General features: G+C 42.6%; 16 protein-coding genes and 2 pseudogenes. 11 read left to right on the top strand and 7 right to left on the bottom strand.

All coding sequences use genetic code 11. The annotated features are described in order from the left end of the window. Positions 1–3: 3 nt before the first annotated feature. Complete coding sequence (locus A0125_RS05315; RefSeq protein ID WP_082784913.1) at positions 4–3,465, bottom strand: SusC/RagA family TonB-linked outer membrane protein; 3,462 nt, start codon at positions 3,463–3,465, stop codon at positions 4–6. Between the two features lie 267 nt (positions 3,466–3,732). Continuing rightward, positions 3,733–5,115 carry a phosphoglucosamine mutase gene (gene glmM, locus A0125_RS05310; protein WP_066753276.1) on the bottom strand — a complete coding sequence of 461 codons (1,383 nt, stop codon included), beginning with the start codon at positions 5,113–5,115 and terminating at the stop codon, positions 3,733–3,735. A gap of 198 nt (positions 5,116–5,313) precedes the next feature. Here glmM and A0125_RS05305 point away from each other — a divergent pair, with 198 nt between their 5' ends. Together A0125_RS05305 and A0125_RS05300 are read left to right on the top strand one after the other, a co-directional pair. Next, complete coding sequence (locus tag A0125_RS05305; RefSeq protein ID WP_066753273.1) at positions 5,314–5,916, top strand: phosphatase PAP2 family protein; 603 nt, start codon at positions 5,314–5,316, stop codon at positions 5,914–5,916. Further along, positions 5,913–6,722, top strand: coding sequence for a ZIP family metal transporter (locus A0125_RS05300; protein WP_066753270.1), 810 nt, complete (start codon positions 5,913–5,915; stop codon positions 6,720–6,722). Before A0125_RS05305 ends, A0125_RS05300 begins: the two co-directional genes overlap by 4 nt. Here A0125_RS05300 and A0125_RS05295 read toward each other — a convergent pair. Then, a complete protein-coding gene (locus A0125_RS05295) occupies positions 6,719–7,183 on the bottom strand; it encodes a MarR family winged helix-turn-helix transcriptional regulator (RefSeq protein ID WP_066753268.1) in 465 nt (154 codons plus the stop codon). The genes A0125_RS05300 and A0125_RS05295 overlap by 4 nt on opposite strands. Before the next feature lie 99 nt (positions 7,184–7,282). Here A0125_RS05295 and A0125_RS05290 point away from each other — a divergent pair, with 99 nt between their 5' ends. The 4 genes and pseudogenes from A0125_RS05290 (at position 7,283) to A0125_RS05280 (ending at position 11,215) form a co-directional block, all read left to right on the top strand. Beyond that, entirely contained in the window at positions 7,283–7,522 is a 240-nt protein-coding gene (locus A0125_RS05290) for a FeoA family protein (protein ID WP_066753265.1), read from the top strand. Then, a complete protein-coding gene (gene feoB / locus A0125_RS05285; RefSeq protein ID WP_066753261.1) occupies positions 7,522–9,624 on the top strand; it encodes a ferrous iron transport protein B in 2,103 nt (700 codons plus the stop codon). The genes A0125_RS05290 and feoB overlap by 1 nt, the downstream gene beginning before the upstream one ends. 16 nt (positions 9,625–9,640) lie before the next feature. Then, positions 9,641–9,781, top strand: coding sequence for a FeoB-associated Cys-rich membrane protein (locus A0125_RS16585; protein WP_156472426.1), 141 nt, complete (start codon positions 9,641–9,643; stop codon positions 9,779–9,781). A gap of 10 nt (positions 9,782–9,791) precedes the next feature. Next, a pseudogene (locus tag A0125_RS05280) lies at positions 9,792–11,215 on the top strand (amino acid permease). Positions 11,216–11,401: 186 nt separating this feature from the next. Here A0125_RS05280 and A0125_RS05275 read toward each other — a convergent pair. Beyond that, positions 11,402–12,040 carry a tetratricopeptide repeat protein gene (locus A0125_RS05275; protein ID WP_066753258.1) on the bottom strand — a complete coding sequence of 213 codons (639 nt, stop codon included), beginning with the start codon at positions 12,038–12,040 and terminating at the stop codon, positions 11,402–11,404. 330 nt (positions 12,041–12,370) lie between these two features. Here A0125_RS05275 and lon point away from each other — a divergent pair. Continuing rightward, a pseudogene (gene lon / locus A0125_RS05270) lies at positions 12,371–14,847 on the top strand (endopeptidase La). A 172-nt stretch (positions 14,848–15,019) separates the two neighbouring features. Here lon and A0125_RS05265 read toward each other — a convergent pair. The 3 genes from A0125_RS05265 to A0125_RS05255 all read right to left on the bottom strand — a co-directional run bounded on the left by A0125_RS05265 (position 15,020) and on the right by A0125_RS05255 (position 17,036). Continuing rightward, positions 15,020–15,514: a GNAT family N-acetyltransferase gene (locus A0125_RS05265; protein ID WP_082784912.1), complete on the bottom strand. Its 495-nt coding sequence runs from the start codon at positions 15,512–15,514 to the stop codon at positions 15,020–15,022. Between the two features lie 96 nt (positions 15,515–15,610). After that, positions 15,611–16,456 carry an alpha/beta hydrolase gene (locus tag A0125_RS05260; RefSeq protein ID WP_197464797.1) on the bottom strand — a complete coding sequence of 282 codons (846 nt, stop codon included), beginning with the start codon at positions 16,454–16,456 and terminating at the stop codon, positions 15,611–15,613. Beyond that, on the bottom strand, positions 16,449–17,036 hold the full coding sequence (locus A0125_RS05255) for a hypothetical protein (RefSeq protein ID WP_156472425.1): 588 nt from the start codon (positions 17,034–17,036) through the stop codon (positions 16,449–16,451). The genes A0125_RS05260 and A0125_RS05255 overlap by 8 nt, the downstream gene beginning before the upstream one ends. A 376-nt stretch (positions 17,037–17,412) precedes the next feature. Here A0125_RS05255 and A0125_RS05250 point away from each other — a divergent pair, with 376 nt between their 5' ends. From A0125_RS05250 to A0125_RS16350, 4 genes are all read left to right on the top strand, one after another. Then, positions 17,413–18,009, top strand: coding sequence for an RNA polymerase sigma factor (locus A0125_RS05250; protein ID WP_066753249.1), 597 nt, complete (start codon positions 17,413–17,415; stop codon positions 18,007–18,009). A 61-nt stretch (positions 18,010–18,070) separates the two neighbouring features. Further along, positions 18,071–19,282: a FecR family protein gene (locus A0125_RS05245; RefSeq protein ID WP_066753246.1), complete on the top strand. Its 1,212-nt coding sequence runs from the start codon at positions 18,071–18,073 to the stop codon at positions 19,280–19,282. 147 nt (positions 19,283–19,429) lie between these two features. Beyond that, positions 19,430–20,770 carry a SusC/RagA family TonB-linked outer membrane protein gene (locus tag A0125_RS16355; protein ID WP_066753244.1) on the top strand — a complete coding sequence of 447 codons (1,341 nt, stop codon included), beginning with the start codon at positions 19,430–19,432 and terminating at the stop codon, positions 20,768–20,770. Between the two features lie 44 nt (positions 20,771–20,814). Further along, positions 20,815–22,806, top strand: coding sequence for a SusC/RagA family TonB-linked outer membrane protein (locus A0125_RS16350; RefSeq protein WP_066753241.1), 1,992 nt, complete (start codon positions 20,815–20,817; stop codon positions 22,804–22,806). The last annotated feature ends 4 nt before the right edge of the window (positions 22,807–22,810 follow it).

Genomic DNA, 22,810 nt, shown 5'->3' with positions numbered 1-22,810 from the left:
GATTTAAAATGTTAAGTTAACCCCGGTGGTGAAAATGCGCGGCTGCGGATAGCTGCCATAATCATATCCGTAGATCAAGCCGGTATTGGCTCCGCCATGACTCGATGCGACCTCTGGATCGTAACCGCGATATTTGGTAAATACGAAGGCATTCTGTACCGTGAAGTACCAGCGCAGGCCTTTCGTGCGCAAGCGCGAATTCACACCTTCTGAAAATGTATATCCCAACGTGATGTTGCGCAGGCGAAAGAATGATCCATCTTCTACAAAGCGATCTGAAATTGTAGCATTATTGAGGTCGCCTGGAGATACGCGTGGCACATCGGTGATATCGCCCGGCTGGCGCCATCTATCGACCCAATCCACCAAACCGTTGCTACTATTATTGAAGCCCGATAGGGCCGTAAATAAGTTGTAATTGAAGATATCATTGCCATAAGAAAACTGTCCCATAATGCTAAGATCAAAGTTCTTGTAGTAGAAATTATTGGTGATACCACCAAAAAAGTCGGGGTTGGGATCGCCAATGACCGTACGATCGCGGTACTCTGTTGGCAGCACGACGTCGCCATCTACACCACGATAATCAATCATACCCGTCTGTGGATTGACACCGATCGTTTGCCAACCGGAAAACGATCCGAGCGGTAGGCCAGGTTTAGCAATATTCAAATCGCCTACACCGCCAAGCATTTCATTTACACCTTCTGGCAAAGAGATTACCTTATTGCGATTAAATGTCATATTAAGTGAAGTCGTCCAACGAAAATCTCCGACTAGGTTTCGGGAAGTCAACTCAAATTCAAAACCTTTATTTTCAATTTCACCAAAATTTGTAAAACGATTGATAAATCCTAAACTATGCCGAATAGGCACACTGATCAATAAATCGGAGGTGCGTTTGTAATAATAATCTGCCAATACAGAAATACGATTATTGAATAAACCGAAGTCGACACCAATATCGGTTTGCGTCGTTGTCTCCCATTTCAATTGGTTATCGCCCAATATATTTGGAATAAAACCGGGCGATCCGATATAATTATTACCGGCAGAATAGAGCGTATAACTGGCATAGTTACCGATGTTCTGATTTCCGGTTTTACCCCAGCTGGCACGCAATTTCAGATCACTGATGGTCGGAGAATCTTTCAGAAAATCTTCTTGAGAAACGCGCCACGCAGCAGCAAATGCCGGAAATACCGCCCAACGATTGTCTGCGCCGAAGCGTGAAGAACCGTCCCAACGCACATTAGCATTCAGGATATATTTATCTTGAAAAACATAGTTGACGCGACCAAATCCAGATGCAATAGCCCATTCTTCTGGAAAAGCATTGGCGCCGGTAATGATACCGCCTCCGACGATCTGATTGACATCGTTGTCTACAAAATTAGATCGTTGTGCATGTACAAATTCTAACCGCGATTCCTGTAGCGAGAAACCTGCCAGCGCATTGATATAATGATCGTCATATCGCTTATCGAACGTCAAGGTAGTTTCATTGATCCATAATTGATCGCGAGTATTACGTCTTGCTCCTATACCCCGTTGTGCTGTGAAAGCACGTAAACCGGTTGGAGGCATAAAAAAAGTTTCATCGATGAAACTGACATCGACGCCAAAACGCGTCATCAACGTCAAAGAAGGAATAAAGTTATAATCCACCTGCCCGTTAGCCAAAATCCTGAAGGTTTGTGCTTCATTGGTCGGCAATTGCAACATGGCTACTGGATTTTCGCGAGACGTAATTACCTCATCGTACACGTAGCGGCCGGATTCATCAAATACAGGCAAATTTGGTGGCGCTACAAAACCGCTTTTGGTAGCTCCTTCGCGCGAGTTTTCTTCCTGCACTCTTTTGTTCATCGCGCGCGTAATGTTTACTGCGGTCGAAAATCGCAATTTGTCACTATGCTGATGATCCAAGTTCAACCGACCGCTTAAGCGATTGAAATCAGAATACAACAAAGTACCGCCCTGACGCATATACCCCACAGAAGTATAGTATTGAGTACGCTCGCCACCGCCTCTGGAAGATATCTCGTAATTGCGCGTAGGTGCAGTTCTGAAGATTTCATCTTGCCAATTGGTATTGATATTCGGATTGCTTAGAATCTGTTCAGGAATGGTAATGATCGTATCTGGATTAATTGCTTGTGCCTGCCGCTGCATCTGCCCGTAAAAATCTCGCATGTAATCTTGATATTGTTCCGTATTCATCATTTCGTAATAACGCTCGCGCGGTACCTGAGAAAAACCTTCATACATATTAAAGCTGAATTCACTTCCCCCTGCACTACCTTTTTTGGTGGTAATTAGCACGACTCCGTTGGCTGCTCGAGAGCCATAAATGGATGAAGAAGCAGCATCTTTCAGAATCTCTACCGACTGTACGTCAGATGGATTGATAGAAGACAAAATATTGATTCCTTGAGTACCGCCACCAAAATCAAAGCTAGAGCCGCCCGTAAAATTGGTGGTACTATTTACCGGTATTCCATCTACTACATAGAGCGGATCTGAACTGGCATTGATGGAAGTCGTACCGCGCACTCGGATATTGAGCCCGCCACCTGGTGATCCAGATTTTTGAGTGACCTGTACACCGCCTGCTTTTCCCTGAATTGCTTGAGAGATACTTGGCAATACTTCATTCTCGATTTCGTCTGAGCCGATGCTGGATACGGCTGTTGGTAGTGTCTCTCGGCGCATGGTGCCATAGCCGACGGCCACTACTTTCACCGATTCAATGGTATTGGTTTCCGGCGTCATCACGATCTGTATGTTTGCTCGATCACCTACCGGCTGTGTGACGGGCTGAAATCCTAGAGAAGTGAATTCCAAAATCTGCTCGTTGCTGGCTGACAATTGAAAACGTCCTTCATTGTCTGTAGATACGCTGGTCGATGTGCCTTGAATCTTTACGCTGACGCCGCCTAATGGGCCGGAAGGGCCAGACACAACACCACTTCTTTGGATTTCAGCAATCGCCGTATCTGTCGCAGCCGCAGTTATAGTGGAGGTTGTGCTATCGGTTTGGTCATTCTGGCCTATCGCGGTAATACTCGTATCCTGCGCTACGGCACTATCAGCTCGTTCCTCGGCAACTAATTCGGCTTCGGCTAACGTAACTGTTAGCGTGATATCGAGTTCGCGCTGATTATTGACAAAAACCTCTTTGACGGCATAGGGAGATTTCAATACCATCAATGCTCCATTGGGGTTAGCGCTAATTGAAAATTCTCCATCAGTGTTGGAGGTCACGGAATTGGAGGTTCCTTTTTCTGTGATGACGGCACCCGCAATAGCGACGCCTACAGAATCTGTGATTTTCCCTTTCACTTCAATGGAATCTGCTTTTACCGTTAGATGATGATCCGATGTGTTATTCGCGTGTAGTGAATTGCCTGCCCACACAAAAAGGCAGGTCAATAGGATGATGTAATAGCTGTGCTTTGCCATGAGTCTCTTCTTAAATTTGGAATGCTTTTCTGAATGGAGGTGGTAAATGGTATTGCTACGTCTTATTTCTGAACTTTCGTTTGGAAGCTCAAATGCCTCTGTAATATATCTGAATTGTTACATTAGTATGTTTTTCTACCAATTAACGCACGGATCAGCACTTTGTTTGAAATATGAATACAAAAAAACGCCTGCTGCAAACACATATGTGCTTGTAGCAGGCGCTGTAAGGTGCGTAGTGCTTCGTACTACTATATTTTAGGAGCTTTACGCAATAATTGCTTGAATTTCGCTTATAATTTTTTGCGCAATATCTTCAGCAGCTTCCGGCGTCTTGCCTTCACTATAAATTCTAATAATAGGTTCTGTATTGGATTTGCGCAAGTGTACCCATTCATGTTCAAAGTCGATTTTTAGACCATCGATCGTGCTATGAGTTTCATGTGCGTACTTCTCCTGCATTTGCGACAATAATGAATCTATATCGAGTTCTGGTGTAAGCGTAATTTTATTTTTGGACATATAGTACTGCGGCAGCGACGCACGATAAGCTGATGGCTTTTGTTTTAATTTGGCTAGATGCGTTAAGAACAACGCGACACCCACAAGTGCATCACGACCGTAATGCGAATCTGGGTAAATAATACCGCCATTACCTTCACCGCCGATTACGGCGTTTACCTCTTTCATCTTCGTAACTACGTTGACCTCGCCTACTGCTGCAGCATAGTATTGGCCGCCGTGGTGTACTGTGACATCGCGCAACGCGCGTGTTGATGATAAGTTTGACACGGTGTTACCCGATTTCTGTGATAAAATATAATCTGCAACAGCGACTAAGGTATATTCTTCGCCAAACAATTCACCGTCTTCCATCATAAATACCAACCGATCCACATCTGGATCTACGGCAATTCCTAGGTCTGCCTTATTTTCAATTACGGCTTGGGAAAGATCAACCAGATGTTCTTTTAATGGTTCTGGATTATGTGGAAATTCACCATTTGGCGCACAATGTATAGGATAAATCGTCGGCACACCGAGCGCTTTTAACAAAGCTGGGATATAAATACCGCCTGAGCTGTTTACTGCATCAACGGCTATTTTAAAATTAGCCTGACTAATGGCTGCTGCATCTACCAATGGTAAAGCTAGCACGGCATCGATATGTTTTTGCAAATAGCTATCGTCTTCACGCACTTTACCCAACTGATTATATTCTGCAAAATCAAATTCTAGGCTTTCACCCAATGCCAGCACTTCTTGACCTTCTACATCGCTAATAAATTCGCCCTGCGCATTCAGCAATTTCAATGCATTCCATTGGCCTGGATTATGTGAAGCGGTCAAAATAATACCGCCTGCGGCGGATTCCAATGGCACAGCTATTTCAACAGTGGGTGTCGTTGACAAACCAAGATCCACTACATCAATACCAATACTTTGTAACGTACCAATCACTAACCTCGCCACCATATCGCCCGATACGCGGGCATCTCTACCTACGACAATAGTGCGAGAAGTAGCACCTTGCGTAATGATCTTGCCAAATGCTGCAGTAAACTTTACAATATCTATAGGAGTAAGATTTTCACCTGCTCTGCCGCCGATGGTTCCTCTAATACCAGATATCGATTTTATTAATGTCATATGCTATAAAATAAGATTACGGGCTAAAATACACGAAATAATCCATCAAATTGAATTTTTAATTTTGAAATCCAGATTGTCGGAGTATCTTTGTCGCAACATTGTTTCATTTAACAGCAAGAACGAAATTGCATTGAAATATTTTATAGATTTGGAGTCCTTAAAGATCCAGCAACCATCTGTGAAATTTTTATCATTATGCTTGAAAGAATTATTCAAATAGATCAGGAAGTTTTTCTGATGTTCAATCAGGGTGCCAGCAATGCGATTTTCGATTGGTTATTACCGATTCTTCGAAATCCGTTTACGTGGGCGCCGCTTTACCTTTTTTTGGTAATATTTTTCATTAAACATTACGGTAAGGTTGGTATACTAATCGTAGTAATGACGTTGGTTAACTTCGGTATTTCGGACGGGGTATCTTCACATTTGATTAAGAAAACGGTCAAGCGGGTACGTCCTTGTAATGATGAAACCTTCAAACAGCAGATCAATCTGCGCGTACGATGTAGTGGCGGCTATAGCTTTACTTCGTCTCATGCCACCAACCATTTCGCTATGGCTTTCTTCTGGATCGTACTCTTTCGTCGACGTTGGAAGCACGTTTTTTGGTTGGGTTTCTTATGGGCGTTTATGATTTCTATTTCTCAGGTATATGTAGGCGTACATTACCCTTTAGATATTCTGTTTGGCGCTTTGTTAGGTACTGGTATTGGCGTGCTCAATGGCTATCTCTTTCATCGATTTTTCCCGAATCTTCTTACGCCTAAACAGCAAAATACAGTAACAACAACAATATGAGTCCGGCATCGATTATCTCTATCCTTTTCATTTCGGCCTTTGCGGCTGGTATCAGTGTGTTTTTTGTCAAACGCGACAATGCACAATTTCTAAAATTGATACTATCGTTTAGTGGAGCCTATTTGTTTGCCATCACGGTACTTCATTTAATACCACATGCTTACTTAGGTGGGCAGACGGATCCCGAGATTATCGGACTTTATATATTAGGTGGCTTTATTTTTCAATTGCTATTGGAGCAGTTTTCTCAAGGCATCGAACATGGTCATATTCATCAGCACGATTACAAGATCTTTCCATTGGGAATCTTGATCAGCTTGTGCTTACATGCTTTTTTGGAAGGTATGCCACTGGTAGCAGGCCATCAAAACCAATTGGTATTTGGTATTGCGATACATCACATTCCTGCAGCATTTGCTTTAGGTAGTTTGCTGCTCAACACCAACTTATCGAAGGCGAAGATTATGTTGTACATCGGTATCTTCGCCGCGATGACACCGCTAGGATTTATGACCAGTAAAACCATTAGCTCAGGCGGTGTTGGTGAGATTTCACAGCATTTTGATAAGTTAATGGCGATTGTAATCGGTATTTTCTTGCATATTTCTACAACAATCCTATTTGAGTCTGGCTCTGCCGATCACCACAAATTTAACCGTAAGAAGATGATTGCTATCGTTTTAGGTATATTGGTATCGCTTGCAAATTTCTTATTCGACGGGCACGACCACTCTCATCATCCTCACCACGGCACACATCCACATGAGCATCATGATCATGATCATAGTCCTGATCATGTTCACTAAAGCGCATCCTTACCTCTAAATTTGTCCAGCAATTTGTTGAGCTCGATACACTGCTTTTCGGTGATATTGTGTGGAAGTACATCTACTAGCATCATTTGATGTTCAATCTCCTCCAATAGATCTAATCCTTTTTGTGTAATTAACAGATCGACGGCTCTTTTATCTTTATCGCAAGACGTGCGTGAAACCAGATCTTTGGCTATAATCCTATCAATCAGACGTGATATATCTGATGTTTTGGTGAGCATACGATCCCGTAATAACGAATTTTTTACCGGTGACGGGTATTGGCCTCGCAATATCCGCAACACATTAAACTGCTGTACCGTAAGATCATATTTGCTTGCACGCTCTTCTAGCAGATTGGTCAACCAGTTATGTGTATACACAATGTTTATCGTGGCTTTGTGCCATTCGCTACTGAACTTTTTCGCTTGAATTTTATCTTCCAATCGTGCCATGCTTAAATTATTTATACGTGATCTAAATAGCAATTAGTAGGCAATTATCTATATTTGCACAGGTAGTCTGTCATTCACGAAGTACTAAAATAGCAAAAAATGCAAAAGAATGTGAATCTAGGAAGTTTAATTACTGGAGAAAAAGCAAAAATAAGTCAGTTAGATACCGAATCTTTGCCTGCCAAGTTTTACGAACTCGGTTTTGTCCCGGGGGCGCTAGTAGAGGTAAAGCACAAGGCGCCATTCCACGGCCCTATCTGTATCAATATCATCGCAAATAATACACTAATCGCACTCCGCAAATCAGAAGCGTTACGCATCACTGCAGAAAGAATATAATGAAGAAAAAAGTCATCGCATTACTCGGAAATCCAAACGTAGGTAAAACCTCTCTGTTCAATCGATTGACCAAACTAAATCAGAAAGTCGGTAATTACCCCGGTGTCACCGTTGAAAAGCGAGAAGGCACACTGGTTCATCAAAACACGAAATATCATATCATAGATCTTCCAGGCACATACACCCTCTATCCCAATTCTTTGGACGAGGAAGTGGTGTACGATACGCTATCGGATACGAAGGGTTCATATCATCCTGATCTGGTCGTAGTAGTAGCAGAACCTGCTACACTAAAACGGGCTATTGTATTGTATCAGCAAGTGAGAGAAATGGGATTACCTGCCATCTTCGTCCTTAATATGGTCGATGAGATGACTGAGAAAGGTATCAGTATTGATTTTGACGCTTTGAGACGATTACTACGTACTGAAATCTATCAAACAAATGCGCGCACTGGCAAAGGTATTGAAGAGTTGATTGCGGGATTAGACAACGATCCATCTCTGTACATCAGCACCTTTCAAGTTCCCGCAAAATATGCTGCTGCCTTAGTCGATGCAAAACGTTTATTCCCTCTGGCAAAAGAATATAGTACTTGGCTCAATCTTGCTCAGGAAAACTCTAAAGTACTAACCGCCGATCAACGCGCAGGTATTGTACAAATTCGTCAGCAATATGGCATCACGCCACAACAACTTCAAAGAGATGAATCGTTGGTTCGCCACGAAGAGCTGGATCGCGCTCTTGAGCAAATTGTGATCAGGGGCGAAAACAAGGCATTGACTACGACTGCTAAAATTGATCGTTTCTTAATGCATCCTTTGATAGGTTATGCTATTTTCTTAGGTGTTCTGTTATTGATATTTCAAGCGATATTCGCGTGGTCAGCCCCACTCATGGACTGGATCGACAATAGCTTTAGCGATTTGGCAGCATATCTCAGCGCCCAACTACCCGAAGGGCCATTAAGCTCTTTATTCACGGAGGGAATTGTAACCGGCATCGGGGGTATCGTAATTTTTCTTCCGCAGATTGTGATTTTGTTCATCTTTATATCATTCATGGAAGAGACCGGCTATATGAGTCGCGTCGTATTCTTGATGGATCGATGGCTTCGACCTTTCGGCCTGAATGGAAAATCGGTGATCCCGTTAATGTCTGGTGCAGCCTGTGCTATTCCTGCCGTCATGTCTGCACGTAATATTGAGAATCCTAAAGAACGTCTTCTCACTATGTTGGTCACTCCTTTCATGACCTGCTCCGCGCGCCTGCCCATTTATATCGTGATTATTGGCTTAGTGATTCCCGAAGGCACTTTCCTAGGATTCAACATACAAGGATTAGTACTATTCGGATTATACATTTTAGGTGTAGTTAGTGCGCTAGCTTCGGCCTGGGTATTAAATATCTTTATCAAAAGTGTACACAAAAGCTATCTAGTCTTTGAAATACCAACCTATAAGATGCCAGACTGGAAAAATGTGGCTACAAATGTATGGGAAAAATCATCGGGCTTCCTGATTGGTGCGGGTAAGATCATCTTAGCAATATCCATTATCCTATGGGTACTCGGAAACTTTGGCCCGAATGATCGATTTTATGACGCAGAAAGTTACGTAGCGACAGAGCAACCTTCATTGGAAGGCGACGAACTAGAAACGGCTGTCGCGTCGTATCAACTTGAGCATTCTTTTTTGGGCTACATCGGAATGGGCATTGAGCCCATCGTGCGGCCTTTGGGTTATGATTGGAAAATGGGAATCGGCTTGATTTCTTCTTTCGCTGCACGTGAGGTGTTTGTCGGCACAATGGCCGTGGTCTATAGTTTGGGCGACGACGTGGACATCGAAGACGATGGTGAACGCACCACACTATTTGAGCGCATGAAAAATGAAACCAATCGCAACACAGGTCGACCAGCGTACAACTTTGCCTCAGGTATCTCATTGTTACTTTTTTATGCCTTTGCCATGCAATGTATGGCCACAATCGCTGTAGTAAAGAAGGAAACTGGATCATGGAAATGGACATTGATACAACTTGGTTTTATGACGGGAATCGCCTATCTTGCAGCCTTAGTTGCCTATCAACTATTAAAATAAAGATCAAATATTCGTTATGATCGTACAATATATTATCATTGCCATCCTATTCATTATTGCCATTGTAATGGTTATAAAGCATGTATTTCCTAAAAAATCTACAGACGCAGGTTGCGGTGGAAATTGTAAATGTGATGCCAAACTTCAGAAAAATTAGTTAACCAAACGTGCAAGAACAAAACGACAATCAACTCAAGCGAGGCTTAAGTAACCGCCATATTCAGCTAATCGCGCTTGGGGGCGCCATCGGTACTGGCCTTTTTTTAGGTGTTGGCCAAGCCGCAATTCTTGCAGGGCCTGCCGTAATCTTAGGTTATGGTATTGCCGGAATAATTGCTTTTCTAATAATGCGGCAGCTCGGAGAATGGTAGTCCATGAGCCCGTATCGGGTTCATTCAGCTATTTCGCTAATCGCTATTGGGGATCTTTTGCCGGATTTGCATCAGGTTGGAACTATTGGATTTTATACATCTTGGTGAGTATGGCCGAGCTAACGGCCATTGGCAAATACATGAATTACTGGTGGCCAGAGCTTCCTTTGTGGATTTCTAGCTTATTCTTTTTCATCGTAATCAATTTGATTAATCTGGCCTCCGTTAAGATATATGGCGAAACCGAGTTTTGGTTTTCTATCGTAAAAGTGATTGCCATCATCGGGATGATCCTGTTTGGTACTTACTTGCTCATTAGCGGCACAGGCGGCGATCAGGCTTCACTGAGCAACCTGTATCAAGATGGAGGTTTTTTTCCAAAAGGATTGATTGCCCAACTGCCCGACGGCTCTTACGAAGGTTTGCTCGTGGCACTCGTGGTCATTATGTTTTCTTTCGGCGGGTTGGAATTAGTGGGAATCACCGCAGCTGAAGCGGAGAATCCAGAGAAAAACATTCCTAAAGCGACTAATCAAGTGCTCTTTAGAATTCTCATTTTCTACATTGGAGCCTTGATCATCTTATTTTCTTTACTTCCTTGGCAACAAATAGATCGAGATACCAGCCCATTTGTCACCGTTTTCGCATCGCTGGATGCGCTTAAGCTACAAATTTTTGGCGCTACGATATCGTTTTCCAACCTGATCGCTAATGCGCTTAACTTAATCGTACTAACTGCCGCATTATCCGTATACAATAGTTGTGTATATAGCAATTCGCGCATGTTATACGGCTTAGCCAAGCAAGGTAACGCACCACAGTTCTTGACCAAACTCAATAGGAGCCACTCTCCTATCAGTGCCATTCTCGTATCGGCTATTTTTGTGGCAGTCACCGTGCTGATCAACAAATTGATCCCGGAGCAAGCATTAGAAATCTTGATGTCGTTAGTCGTATCTGCGCTGGTGATTAATTGGATTATGATCACATTGACGCATATCTTTTTCCGCAGGGAAATGAAATTGCAAAGAACGAGCACGAAGTTTCCAACTATCCTTTATCCCCTTACCAATTACCTATCCTTGATATTCTTGATTGGGGTACTTGTGATGATGTGCTTCACAGTTTTCAAAATCTCGGTGTTACTTATGCCAATTTGGATACTGCTATTGTGGATTTGCTACCGATTCATTGTACAACGAAAAGCAAGCGTGGAATAGTCCTTTAAGGATAGGGGAATTTGATCACCTATTGGCTTAGAATCACATATTTTCTTCCGTCCCCACATCAGTTTTATAGTGCTTTCGTAGCGCGGATTCGTAATGTGTCTAACAAAGAAAAAGTGCCTGATGTATGACATCGAGGCACTTTAACGTTTATTGGATTTTAATTGTTGACTGATTAATCTATTTCAAGTTGTCGCGGTACACCTTCGCTTTTTTCAACTCCGTTTGGATATCCTTGCGGGATGCGTCAAACGTCAATACTTTCTCGAAATCAGTAACCGCTTTATTATACGATTCTGTCGCAGCAGCTTTGTTGTAACCAGCACCAGCATTACCTTTCAGGATACCCAAATCGCGGTACGCCGTACCTCTATTCTGGTACAATTTTGCATCCTGTGCATCCATTGTGATGGCCTTTGTATAATCGGCAATGGCAGACTCTAATAAGGCTTGACGTTGCTTAGCATCAATTTTAGATTCTGTACTCACTGCCACTGCATTATTGGCTTTTGCTTTGTAATAATAAGCAGAAGTATTTTTAGGATTTAACGCTACAACCTTGGTAAACGAATCTGCAGCTTTCTTAAACTCTCCATTTTGAAAAAGCGCATATCCTAGAAGGTAATGTACATCCGCATCGGCCGATTCTGCTGGCATCGATTTTTGCAAATGCGTAATTGCCGTTTTAAAATCACCGCTTAGCAGGGCTTTTTCTCCTGCACGTACGTTAGGGTTTTTATGTTCTGCTTGCTGCGCCTCCGCCGAATAAACAGATAATGCAAGCGCTAAGGCTGCCATTCCAATTTTTACTTTTCTCATATTCAATCTCTTAACTTAAATTACAAATAGACTTCAAATAAATCCCCTGTATGGAGTAAAAGTGTACTAAATAGTTTAATCAAACAATTAATATTTATAAACATTTCCACATTTCCGCTAGGGAGTGTTGCGCCAAATAATTAACTTACGTCAATAAGTCTGACATTAACTCGAACAAAACTGACGTTATTGCAGTTATTCCAGAGGGTGTAAGCATAAATAGTACCAAAATAATCTTTGGCACTTAGGTTGCACCATCTGCATTTTATCATTTAAAATTCGTAGCGGCATTCTTGCGTAGACAAGATGTCAGCAAACGTAAGCTAATATATGAGTAAAGACAATACCTTCGATTTCAATAATGTGCTACCTATCATAAACGAAGAAACAGAGTTTTTCCCGCTTTTGAGCCAAGAAGATGAGGATGAAATGAGTAATGCTGATATTCCGGAAGTACTACCCATTCTTCCGCTACGCAATACGGTACTGTTTCCCGGAGTTGTGATTCCGATTACGGTCGGTAGAGACAAATCTATCAAGTTAATCAAAGATGCTTATAAAGGTGATCGCACGATTGGCGTAGCTTCTCAGAAAGATATGACCGTCGAAGACCCTCTGTTTGAAGAATTAAATGATGTGGGAACCGTAGCCAACATTATTAAATTGCTACAGATGCCTGACGGTAATACGACGGTGATTATTCAGGGAAAGCAACGTTTTAAACTGAATGCTGTCGTACAAACTGAGCCTTACATGCTGGCACAGGTGGAACGTTATGACGAGGAAAAGCCAAAAACCAGTAGCAAGGAATTCAAAGCTTTAATTTCTTCGATCAAGGAGCTAGCACAACAGATAATTCAGCTTTCACCTAATCTGCCCAGCGAAGCAGGAATCGCAATCAAGAACATTGATAGCCCTACCTTCTTAGTCAACTTTATATCTTCCAACCTTTCTCTTGAACTAGGTAGTAAGCAAGAGTTGTTAGAAAAGGTGGATTTCGTGAAACGGGCGAAATTGCTTTTGGAACACCTAACCACAGAGATTCAGATGCTGGAGCTGAAGAATCAGATTCAGAATAAAGTGCGCGTAGATCTAGATAAACAGCAGCGCGATTACTTTTTGCACCAACAGCTGAAAACTATTCAAGAAGAATTAGGTGGCAATACGCCTGATCTGGAAATCGATAGTTTACGTACTCGTGCTAAAACGAAGAAATGGCCAAAAGATGTCGGAACGCATTTCGACAAAGAGTTGGAAAAACTGGCTCGTATCAATCCAGCAGCCGCGGATTACTCCGTGCAACTCAACTACCTCGAACTGCTACTAGATTTGCCATGGCATAGTTATACTAAAGACAATTTTGATTTGGCTCGCGCCGAAAAGACGCTAGACAAAGATCATTATGGCTTAGAAAAAGTAAAGCAACGGATTGTAGAATATCTAGCCGTTCTGAAACTTAAAAATGACATGAAAGCCCCGATCTTATGTTTGGTAGGCCCTCCAGGAGTCGGAAAAACTTCTTTAGGAAAATCTATTGCTAAAGCATTAGGTCGCAAGTATACGCGCATGGCACTGGGCGGTGTGCGTGACGAGGCAGAGATTCGCGGACATCGCAAAACGTATATAGGTGCTATGCCAGGCCGCATTATTCAATCGCTGAAAAAGGCAGGATCTTCCAATCCCGTATTCGTATTAGACGAGATCGACAAGATTGGATCAGATTTTAAAGGTGATCCATCATCTGCCTTACTCGAAGTATTGGATCCGGAGCAAAATACGAATTTCTACGACACTACGTGGAGATGGAATACGATCTTTCGAAGGTCATGTTTATTGCCACAGCCAACTCTTTAAGCAGCATTCAGCCGGCTTTATTGGATCGGATGGAGATCATTGAAGTGAATGGATATACCATCGAAGAAAAAGTAGAAATTGGTAAAAAACACCTGTTGCCAAAGCAACGTGAGATGCATGGTCTGAAAACTAAAGACATTTCACTCAGCGCGAAAAGTATCGAAAAGATCATCGATGAATACACACGAGAATCGGGTGTACGTGGTTTAGAGAAAAAGATAGGAAGTGTGGTGCGCGGTATAGCGACGAAGATCGTGATGGAAAAACCCTATCAAACCAATATCTCGGCTACGCAGGTAGAAGAAATATTAGGCGCTCCTATCTTCGACAAAGACTTGTATGAAGACAACAACATTGCTGGCGTGGTTACAGGATTGGCATGGACTTCTGTAGGTGGCGATATCCTGTATATCGAATCCAGCTTGAGTCGTGGTAAAGGCAAACTGAGCCTTACGGGAAACCTAGGCGACGTGATGAAAGAATCTGCCGCAATTGCGATGGCCTACTTGCGCTCGCACGCAGAAGATTTTGGTATTGATTATCGAATTTTTGACGAGTGGGATGTGAATGTGCACGTACCTGCCGGTGCCACTCCAAAAGATGGCCCTTCTGCCGGTATCACGATGCTCACTGCCTTAACTTCCTTATTCACACAACGTAAAATTCGTGCTAATCTGGCGATGACAGGTGAGATTACACTCCGTGGCAAGGTACTACCAGTTGGTGGTATCAAAGAGAAGATCTTGGCAGCCAAACGCTCCAATATAGACACCATCATACTTTGCAAATCCAATGAGAAGGATATTTTAGAAATTAAGGAAGATTATATCAAAAACATGAAATTCCATTATGTAAAAGATATGCGGGAAGTGATACAACTAGCCTTACTGGATGAGAAGGTAAAGCACGCTAAAGATTTGACTTACGTGGGGCAAGATCTGCACAAGAAATAATCATAACGATCAATTCATACTAAAAAAAGACCCACATGAGCGTGGGGTCTTTTTTTTAGTATGAATTGTATGCTTCATGAAGCAATTACAGACGTTGATTTGCTCCTGATGAATCGATAGTTGATCCCAAAATAAGTTATTATTAGGTATGGCGCCGATGGTTATTTCCTAGCTAAGCTTTAGCCAATCGTAATTTTTCAGTAGGCAAATCATCTTCCATACCGACAAAGTAGCTTTCAAACCCAAATTTTTGCAAAATCCGCTTGGAAGCAGTATTTGCAGGATCGATGATGCCGATTATCGCCATTTCTGGAGCAACTTCATCGGCTAAAGCAAGCATTTGCGCACACAATCGCGTGGCTAATCCCTTTCCCCAGAATGCTTCTTTCAAAATATATCCCACCTCGAGGCAACGCGTATCCAGTGGATAAAACTCTAGCTTACAATCACCTATAAAAGTATCTTTATGATCATAAACCTTAAAATAACCTAATCGCTCGTGCTTTGCATTGATTTGCAACATACTATCAAACTTTTCCCTCGCTTCTGCCTCGCTCAAAGCCTTTTCGGTAATGTACTTCATCACCGCCTCATCACTTACCATCTGGTAATAATCTGCAAAATCACTTGCCTGGTATTTTCGCAGAAAAATAGATTGATCAATCATGTTCATAGATAGTTGAAAACACTAATTTAAAATCTATGTTCAACATTTTGGTCATCATATTGCATTCCGTAATTAGTAAACAAGCGAAAAATATAACTATTCAGCGCCTACGAACAAGCCTATTCCTTGTAGGAATGATACCATGGCGACATCCATATGCCGTAGCCCTTCGTAGATTTGTGCATGCAAATGCTTTCCAACAGCCTGAGATTCCAAAACCTCCAATAAACGATCAAATGGCTTTAAGCTCCATTCTGCATCCTCTGCCCCACCAATGCTTAAGAATATCTGCTGATTGGTAAGCCGATCACTCTCAGCAAAATTCTTTTGAAGATAGAAATCATGGTACCATAAGGATGGGCTTGCAGATACAAAACCCACAAAATCTTTCCGTTGTAGCGAAGCTTGTTTTAGTGAGGTGTACAAAGTAATATATCCTCCAAATGAATGACCTGCCAATATCCGTTTGGGATTAGTAAACCCATCTTGCTCCAACTTAGGAACAAGCTCATCCGCAAGAAAGTGATAATATTGGTCGCCGCCACCTGATGTTTCCATTTCATCAGAGGGCAATGCTTCGGGATACAGGTAATCCCGATTTCGTAGCGAATCCATTTTGTGCAAAGATCCATATCCAATTCCCACCAATATCATTGGCGGCCAAATACCTACTTCTTCATACTGATGCACAATCGGAGCAACAAGTGGAAAATAGAGATCTGCATCTGTCAATAGTACGATAGGATATTGTTGCGACGCATTTTTATCGTAACCCTTTGGATATTGCACACTGACCTCGAAAGAATCTTGCACATTTTTGGAATACATACGCTCCACTGTCCAATCCGGAGAAAAAGAAATATTTTCCACCTTGGTGGTCGTCTGGCAGGCGCTTAAACCTATAATTAATAGCAGCGTAACAACAATTGAGTTCTTATTCATTTTCATGTTTAGTTTTAATATATCTCATTAATTCATAGATAACAGTATCAGAAATATCATGGACGGAAGGTCGCTGTAAGCGGACAAATTCCTGCAATTTGATCCCCGTAAGTCCCGTCATTTTCTTCACTAAAAGAGAATCGAAATGCTGTTCGATATAATGGTTTTTGCTATGCCACACGACGTCTGCATCATCCCCTACGCTTTTACTTTTACGAAGCTTGCCAATTACAGACAAAAGATCAATCGACAGTAAGCTAGACGTGCTGCTCCCTCGATTGGGCAACATGGGCTTACTCAATGTAGCACGATCTATGAAAATGCTTTGCCAGCTTGGTGTTGTTTTTTGGGATAACTTTTTAAAATAATCCCGCGCTTGCAGACTATCAGGCTGAAAAAGCAAACGATTGATCTGGATCTCTTCCAATATAATCGTGTCAGCATCTTGCTGAAGCGTCGTTTGAAGAACTGGCTGTTGCTGCGGGCTTGTATCTCGTTGCTCTATCTTTACTTTAGAAATCCCGCTATTCCTACTCAGCGAAGGTGTTTTATGAGGGTTGTATTCTACGTGCCATAGCATAGTAGATAGGCTAATAATAAAGCGATAATAAGTCAGAAACATTTTCAATAGGTTGTCGATTCTGGAGGCAATATAAGATCACATCTTATTGATCAAAAGAGTTTTAACGAACATTAACATCGCGATTAGGAGCATTAGGTAGTTTAACTTGTACTGCTGCCACGATGGTATTCAGCTGGTTAAGCGCTTGATTGACTAGCTCGATATGATATTATTATTGAGAAATATTCCCTAGATTTATGCAAATACTAAGGAAACTAACAACCTTCCGGTCAACGGAATTATGAATATGCCGCGTCATTATTAATATAAACTTAACGCAATGGTGAAACCGTTGATTTTAAGATATAGTACTTTTGTGACGCCAGAACTACTCATGAAAATGATAATAAAGCGACATCAAACGCCACAAAATCTTACTGCCATCGCAGCTGGCGATGAGGTCGCGTTTGCTCAATTTTATCAATATCATTTCGAACGATTAGCTACCGAAGTATTTCACATCTTGAAAGACAAAAGGCAGACCGAAGAGGTGCTGCAAGATGTTTTTACAACAATATGGCACAAAAGAGAAAATCTACTCACTATTAACAACCTCGAAGGATATCTCTTTGTACTAGCTCGCAATGCATCTCTGAACCAACTGCGTCGTAATGTGCGACAAGCGCGAATAGAATTGGATTATTTGCAAGAGCAAGATAGGTGGTCGGATACACTGGACGAACCCACGCGAGAAGAACGCTACCTACCATGGATTGATCTGGCGATCGAACAATTGCCCGCACAGCAAAAGAAAGCCTACATTCTATCTCAATTCAAGGGGAAAAAATATTTGGAGGTTGCTAGCGAGATGAATATCTCTCGCGAAACCGTAAAAAAATACTTGCAACTTGCACGGCTTTCTATTAAAAGTTATCTCACCAAGCACCGGGACTCTATCGTCAGTCTTTTTTTTACTTTTTTAATTTTTTAATACCCCCTTTTTTCGCACGGCGTTGTCCTATCAATGTAAAGCATTAGCTTGACAGCCATACATGCCAGACGAGAACAAAGAATACATTGCATTAATACAAAAACAAATCGACGGGACAATTACGAAAGTAGAATTGGTCCGCCTTGACCACCTCAGCGCGCAAATTCCTGAAAGCGAGCAGGCATCATTATTTGCGCAAGTGTGGCAAAACGCATTAGAAAAAGACAATCCCAAAACGCATCCATTCTCTGCGGAAGAATCCCGCCATATTTTTCAGCAAGTCATCGCGGAAGATAGCCATACAATCGAACCTCAGAAGAATTATATACGACAACCGAAAATATGGAAATGGATCTCTACTGCCGCTGCGCTACTTGTGATAGGAATCGGAGCTGCGCTCCTGTACCATAAGTACAACGTAGCCAGCTTACCGGAAAGAACTTTAGCTGACGTGAATTTGGCATCGCCAGACATAGAGCCCGGCCGTAATCGTGCCGTATTCCTTACCGAAGATGGAAAAGCGATCACCTTAGATAGCAATCGTGTGGGACTGATCGAGAAAGATGAAACTTTCTCTATCGTACAATCAGAAACAGGGGAAATCCAATATACCCATACGCAGAACGCTCCTATAAAACAGCATACGGTAAAAACGCCACGAGGAGGGCAAATTAACTTTCTTCTTCCCGATGGCACCAAAGTTTGGTTGAATGCCGAATCTTCGATCAGCTTCGCATCTAATATGGGCGCAGGAGATCGCATAGTAAAAATGACCGGTGAAGTTTATTTTGAAGTCACCAAATCAGCCGGCCGTAGCTTTGTAGTTGATGGGCAATTTGGGCAAATCGAAGTACTCGGCACAAAATTTAACGTGAACACGTATGATACCAAAGAGACAACTGCAGCCTTATTGACCGGAGCCATCCGATTACAGACATCTGCGGGCAGTGTGCATATGCAACCCGATCAGCTCACCACTATTGCAGCCGATGGCAGTATGCACACCGTACACGATCCCAACGTCAAAAATATTATACAATGGAAAGATGGATTTTTTCATTTCGATCGTGCAGATGTTCACACGATTGCCGGTCAGCTAGCGAGATGGTACGATATTGATGTCAAAATTGCGGGAAAACGCCAAAATACCGCCATCAATGGAACTATATCACGAAACGTAAAACTTTCTACAATGCTAGAAATGCTGGATTACCTAGGACTAAAAGCAACCTATAAAAATAATAACCTCACTGTGAATGTCAAAAACCCTTAAGCCTATGAAATAAGAAATCTGCCAATAAGACTACGGGAGCGACGCTTTAAAAGCCAGAAGGTGCAGCAACACCTTCTGACGAAATGATCTGCTCCCAAAGCAACTGTACCAATCACCTATTTAACGAACAAAGATCAATTTAAAAGTATGCATTTTGATTTGAATGTACATGGAGGTCATAAAAATATACTTTATCGCTTCCTAGTAATTACCAAGTATGTAGTGATAGCGCTACTGCTATCCATATCTAATGTGGGCGCTACCAGTTATGCTCAGCACTTCACACTAAAAGAGCCCCAGGCGAAATTAACCACATTGTTAACCAAGATTGAAAAGCAGATTACACATCGCTTTGTCTACGACAACTCCGAGATTGAGCACATTCTAATACCAGCGACCAATCTACAATCCGTATCCCTAACCGAAGGATTAGATATGCTGCTTAAACAGCAGCAGTTGGATTACAAAGTATTTGACGACTATATCATTATTCGCCGATCAAATGTCGCGAAAACGAAAAAACTCCCAGCAAAACAGCACACCATTTCTGGTGTAGTACGCGATCAATCTGCACAACCTATAGAAGGCGTCAATATTGCAATCAAAGGCCAACCTCAACAAAGAACCAGCTCAGACCGAAATGGTGCATTTAGCTTGAGCACTTTGCAAGCAGATGCCACATTAGTGTTTACTCATATTTCTTTCGTGACAAGAGAACAACCGATACCCAATTCCGGCGAGATGAACGTGACCTTGCAACCCGGCAATGATAATATTGATGAAGTGGTCGTTGTAGGCTACGGCACGCAGCGAAAAGCAAACCTAACCGGATCGGTAAGTTCCATCTCGGGCGAAGCATTGGAAAGCAGACCTATCGCTAATATTGGAACTGGCCTACAAGGGCAAATGCCGGGTTTGACAGTACGAAGTAATGGCAACACAGCGCCGGGCAATCGATCACCACAATTTCGTATTCGTGGAGTCGGCACATGGGGCGATGCTAATCCGCTGATCGTAATCGATGGTATTCCAGGAGGGAATATCAATATTCTAAATCCGGATGATGTAGAAAGCATCTCGGTATTGAAAGATGCCGCTTCCTCGTCTATTTATGGTGTGCGAGGCGCGAATGGAGTCATCATCGTGACCACCAAAAAAGGTAAATCTGGGCAAACCAATATTAGTCTGAACAGCTATTTCGGACAGCAAACGCCTACAGCGCTGCCGAAGTTTCTAGGCTCGGCAGATTATATGACTTTGCAAAACGAAGCCAACATCAATGCCGGTACCAACCCAACCTACACTGACGAACAAATTGCAATAGCTCGTAATGGTAGCGACCCCAACTATTTCGCCAATACCAATTGGATTGACGAAGTGTACCGATCTAGTGCACCGCAGCAAAATCATAATTTGAGCTTGAATGGCGGAAGTGACAATACGCAGTATTACGCTTCGTACGGTTATCTCAATGAGGGTGGCTCGTAGTAGGTGACAATTTCAAAGCACATCGCCACAATGCACGTATTCGCTTGAATACACAGATCGGCGAAAGGTTAAAAGTGGATGGAAACTTGGGTTATATCGATCGATCGAACGATGGTAGCGCGTCGGGCACTGGAGCTCTTTCTGCGGCCTTAGGTATTCGTCCGCTAGTGCCCGTGCGATTTACAAATGATAGTTGGGGATATCATGGTGGACAGAGTAATCCTGTCGCTATCGCCTCTGATGGCGGCACGAATAGTTTTACATCTCAAGAGATCACAGCGAATCTAGCTGCCACGCTAAATATTGCAAAAGGTTTGGATCTAAAGGGGCAGTATGGATTAGTAAAATACAATTCCAAAAGAACGATACATTTAAAAACCATCAATTACTATAGCCCGGATGATGAACAATTGATCTACCAGACCAATTTCCCGAATAAAGTGACGATGGAACATTACTCCGGTACCTACCAAACTTTTATCGGAACGTTGAACTACAACCGTACTTTTCAGGAAAAACATAATTTGACTGGTTTACTGGGTTATTCTCTGGAAGAAAATGTAGGAGCAGATTTTGGCGCATCGCGTACGCATATCCCTGTTGATTTGCCATCGCTATCGCTTGGTACCGAAAATCAGTTGAATGAAAGCTCGAGCAACCAAAATGCGCTAATGTCTTTCTTTGGGCGTGTCAATTATGATTATGAGGGTCGCTATTTGTTAGAAGGAAACTTCCGTCGAGATGGTTCTTCCCGATTCCATCCCGATGTGCGTTGGAATTGGTTCGGCTCATTCTCGGCAGGCTGGGTATTTACCGAAGAAGCCTTTTTTGACAGTTTGCGCGACACATGGAACTTAGGTAAGGTTCGATTTTCCTATGGAACACAAGGGAACGATCGCGTAGGACGCGATCATCCATTTATGCCGATTCTTTCTTCAGCACAAATCACTTCTAATAATCCAATTGGCAACGTTGGACGAGTGGGCTTCCGCCAGTCCTTTATTCCAAATCAGCTCGTTTCTTGGGAATCTTCCGAAAAGATGAATATCGGGCTGGATCTCGCCTTTTTTGCTCAGCGACTCACTGTGACCGGAGAGTATTTTATTAATAACACCCGTGATCTCTTACTCAATACGCCACTACCGGATGTGATTGGTGTGGGGTCGGGCTATCCTTCGCAAAATGCCGGCGCCATGCAAAACAAAGGTTGGGAAGTAGTCCTTGGCTGGCAAGATCACATCGGCGACTTTAGCTACCGTGCGAATTTCAACCTTTCTGATGTGAGAAATAAAATCACCCATTTGGATGATTACGCGGTGAGTTTGGGCAACAATGTTCGCTTAGTCGGCCACCCATTGGATGCCTACTACGGATTTAAAGTAGATCGTATCGCACAGGAAAGTGATTTTACCACGGTAGACGGAAGGCTTGTACCTAACTTTCCGTTTCAGCGCGGTGACCTTGTGGGGCCCGGCGATCTCATCTATGTACCGACGGATCCAGAAGCGACAGAAATTACCGTGGGCAATGATCGCCATGTATTGGGAAGTGATATTCCACGATATACGTATGGATTTCGCGGTGATTTGGCCTACAAAAACTTTGATTTCAGCTTCTTTCTGCAAGGTGTTGGTAAGGTTGATGGATATTTAGGTGGCAATGCACGTCACGCATTTATCAACAATAGTGCTTTGCCACAGGAGATACATTTGGATCGTTGGACTCCTGACAATACCGATGCATCTTATCCACGCTTCGTGTATCTGCGTGATCACAATACGCGCTTATCATCCAAATGGATCGAAGATGCTTCGTACCTACGGTTGAAAAATGTACAAATTGGCTACACCTTCTCGCCGGAATGGATGGAGCGACTTCGCGTTAGCAAATTGAGACTCTACGCATCTGCAGACAACTTATTGACCAAAACTAACTTTTTCTATGGTTATGATCCGGAAGTGCCGGGAGGTAATACTGGTGGATATTACCCGCAAGTCAAAACGTTTGTATTTGGCATCAATTTAAATTTAAGATAAAAGG

Origin of the sequence: Sphingobacterium populi, from assembly GCF_001586775.1 — a bacterium.
GTDB lineage: Bacteria > Bacteroidota > Bacteroidia > Sphingobacteriales > Sphingobacteriaceae > Sphingobacterium > Sphingobacterium populi.
Note: the sequence above shows the minus strand (reverse complement) of the source record. Positions and strands in the feature narration are given on the sequence as shown.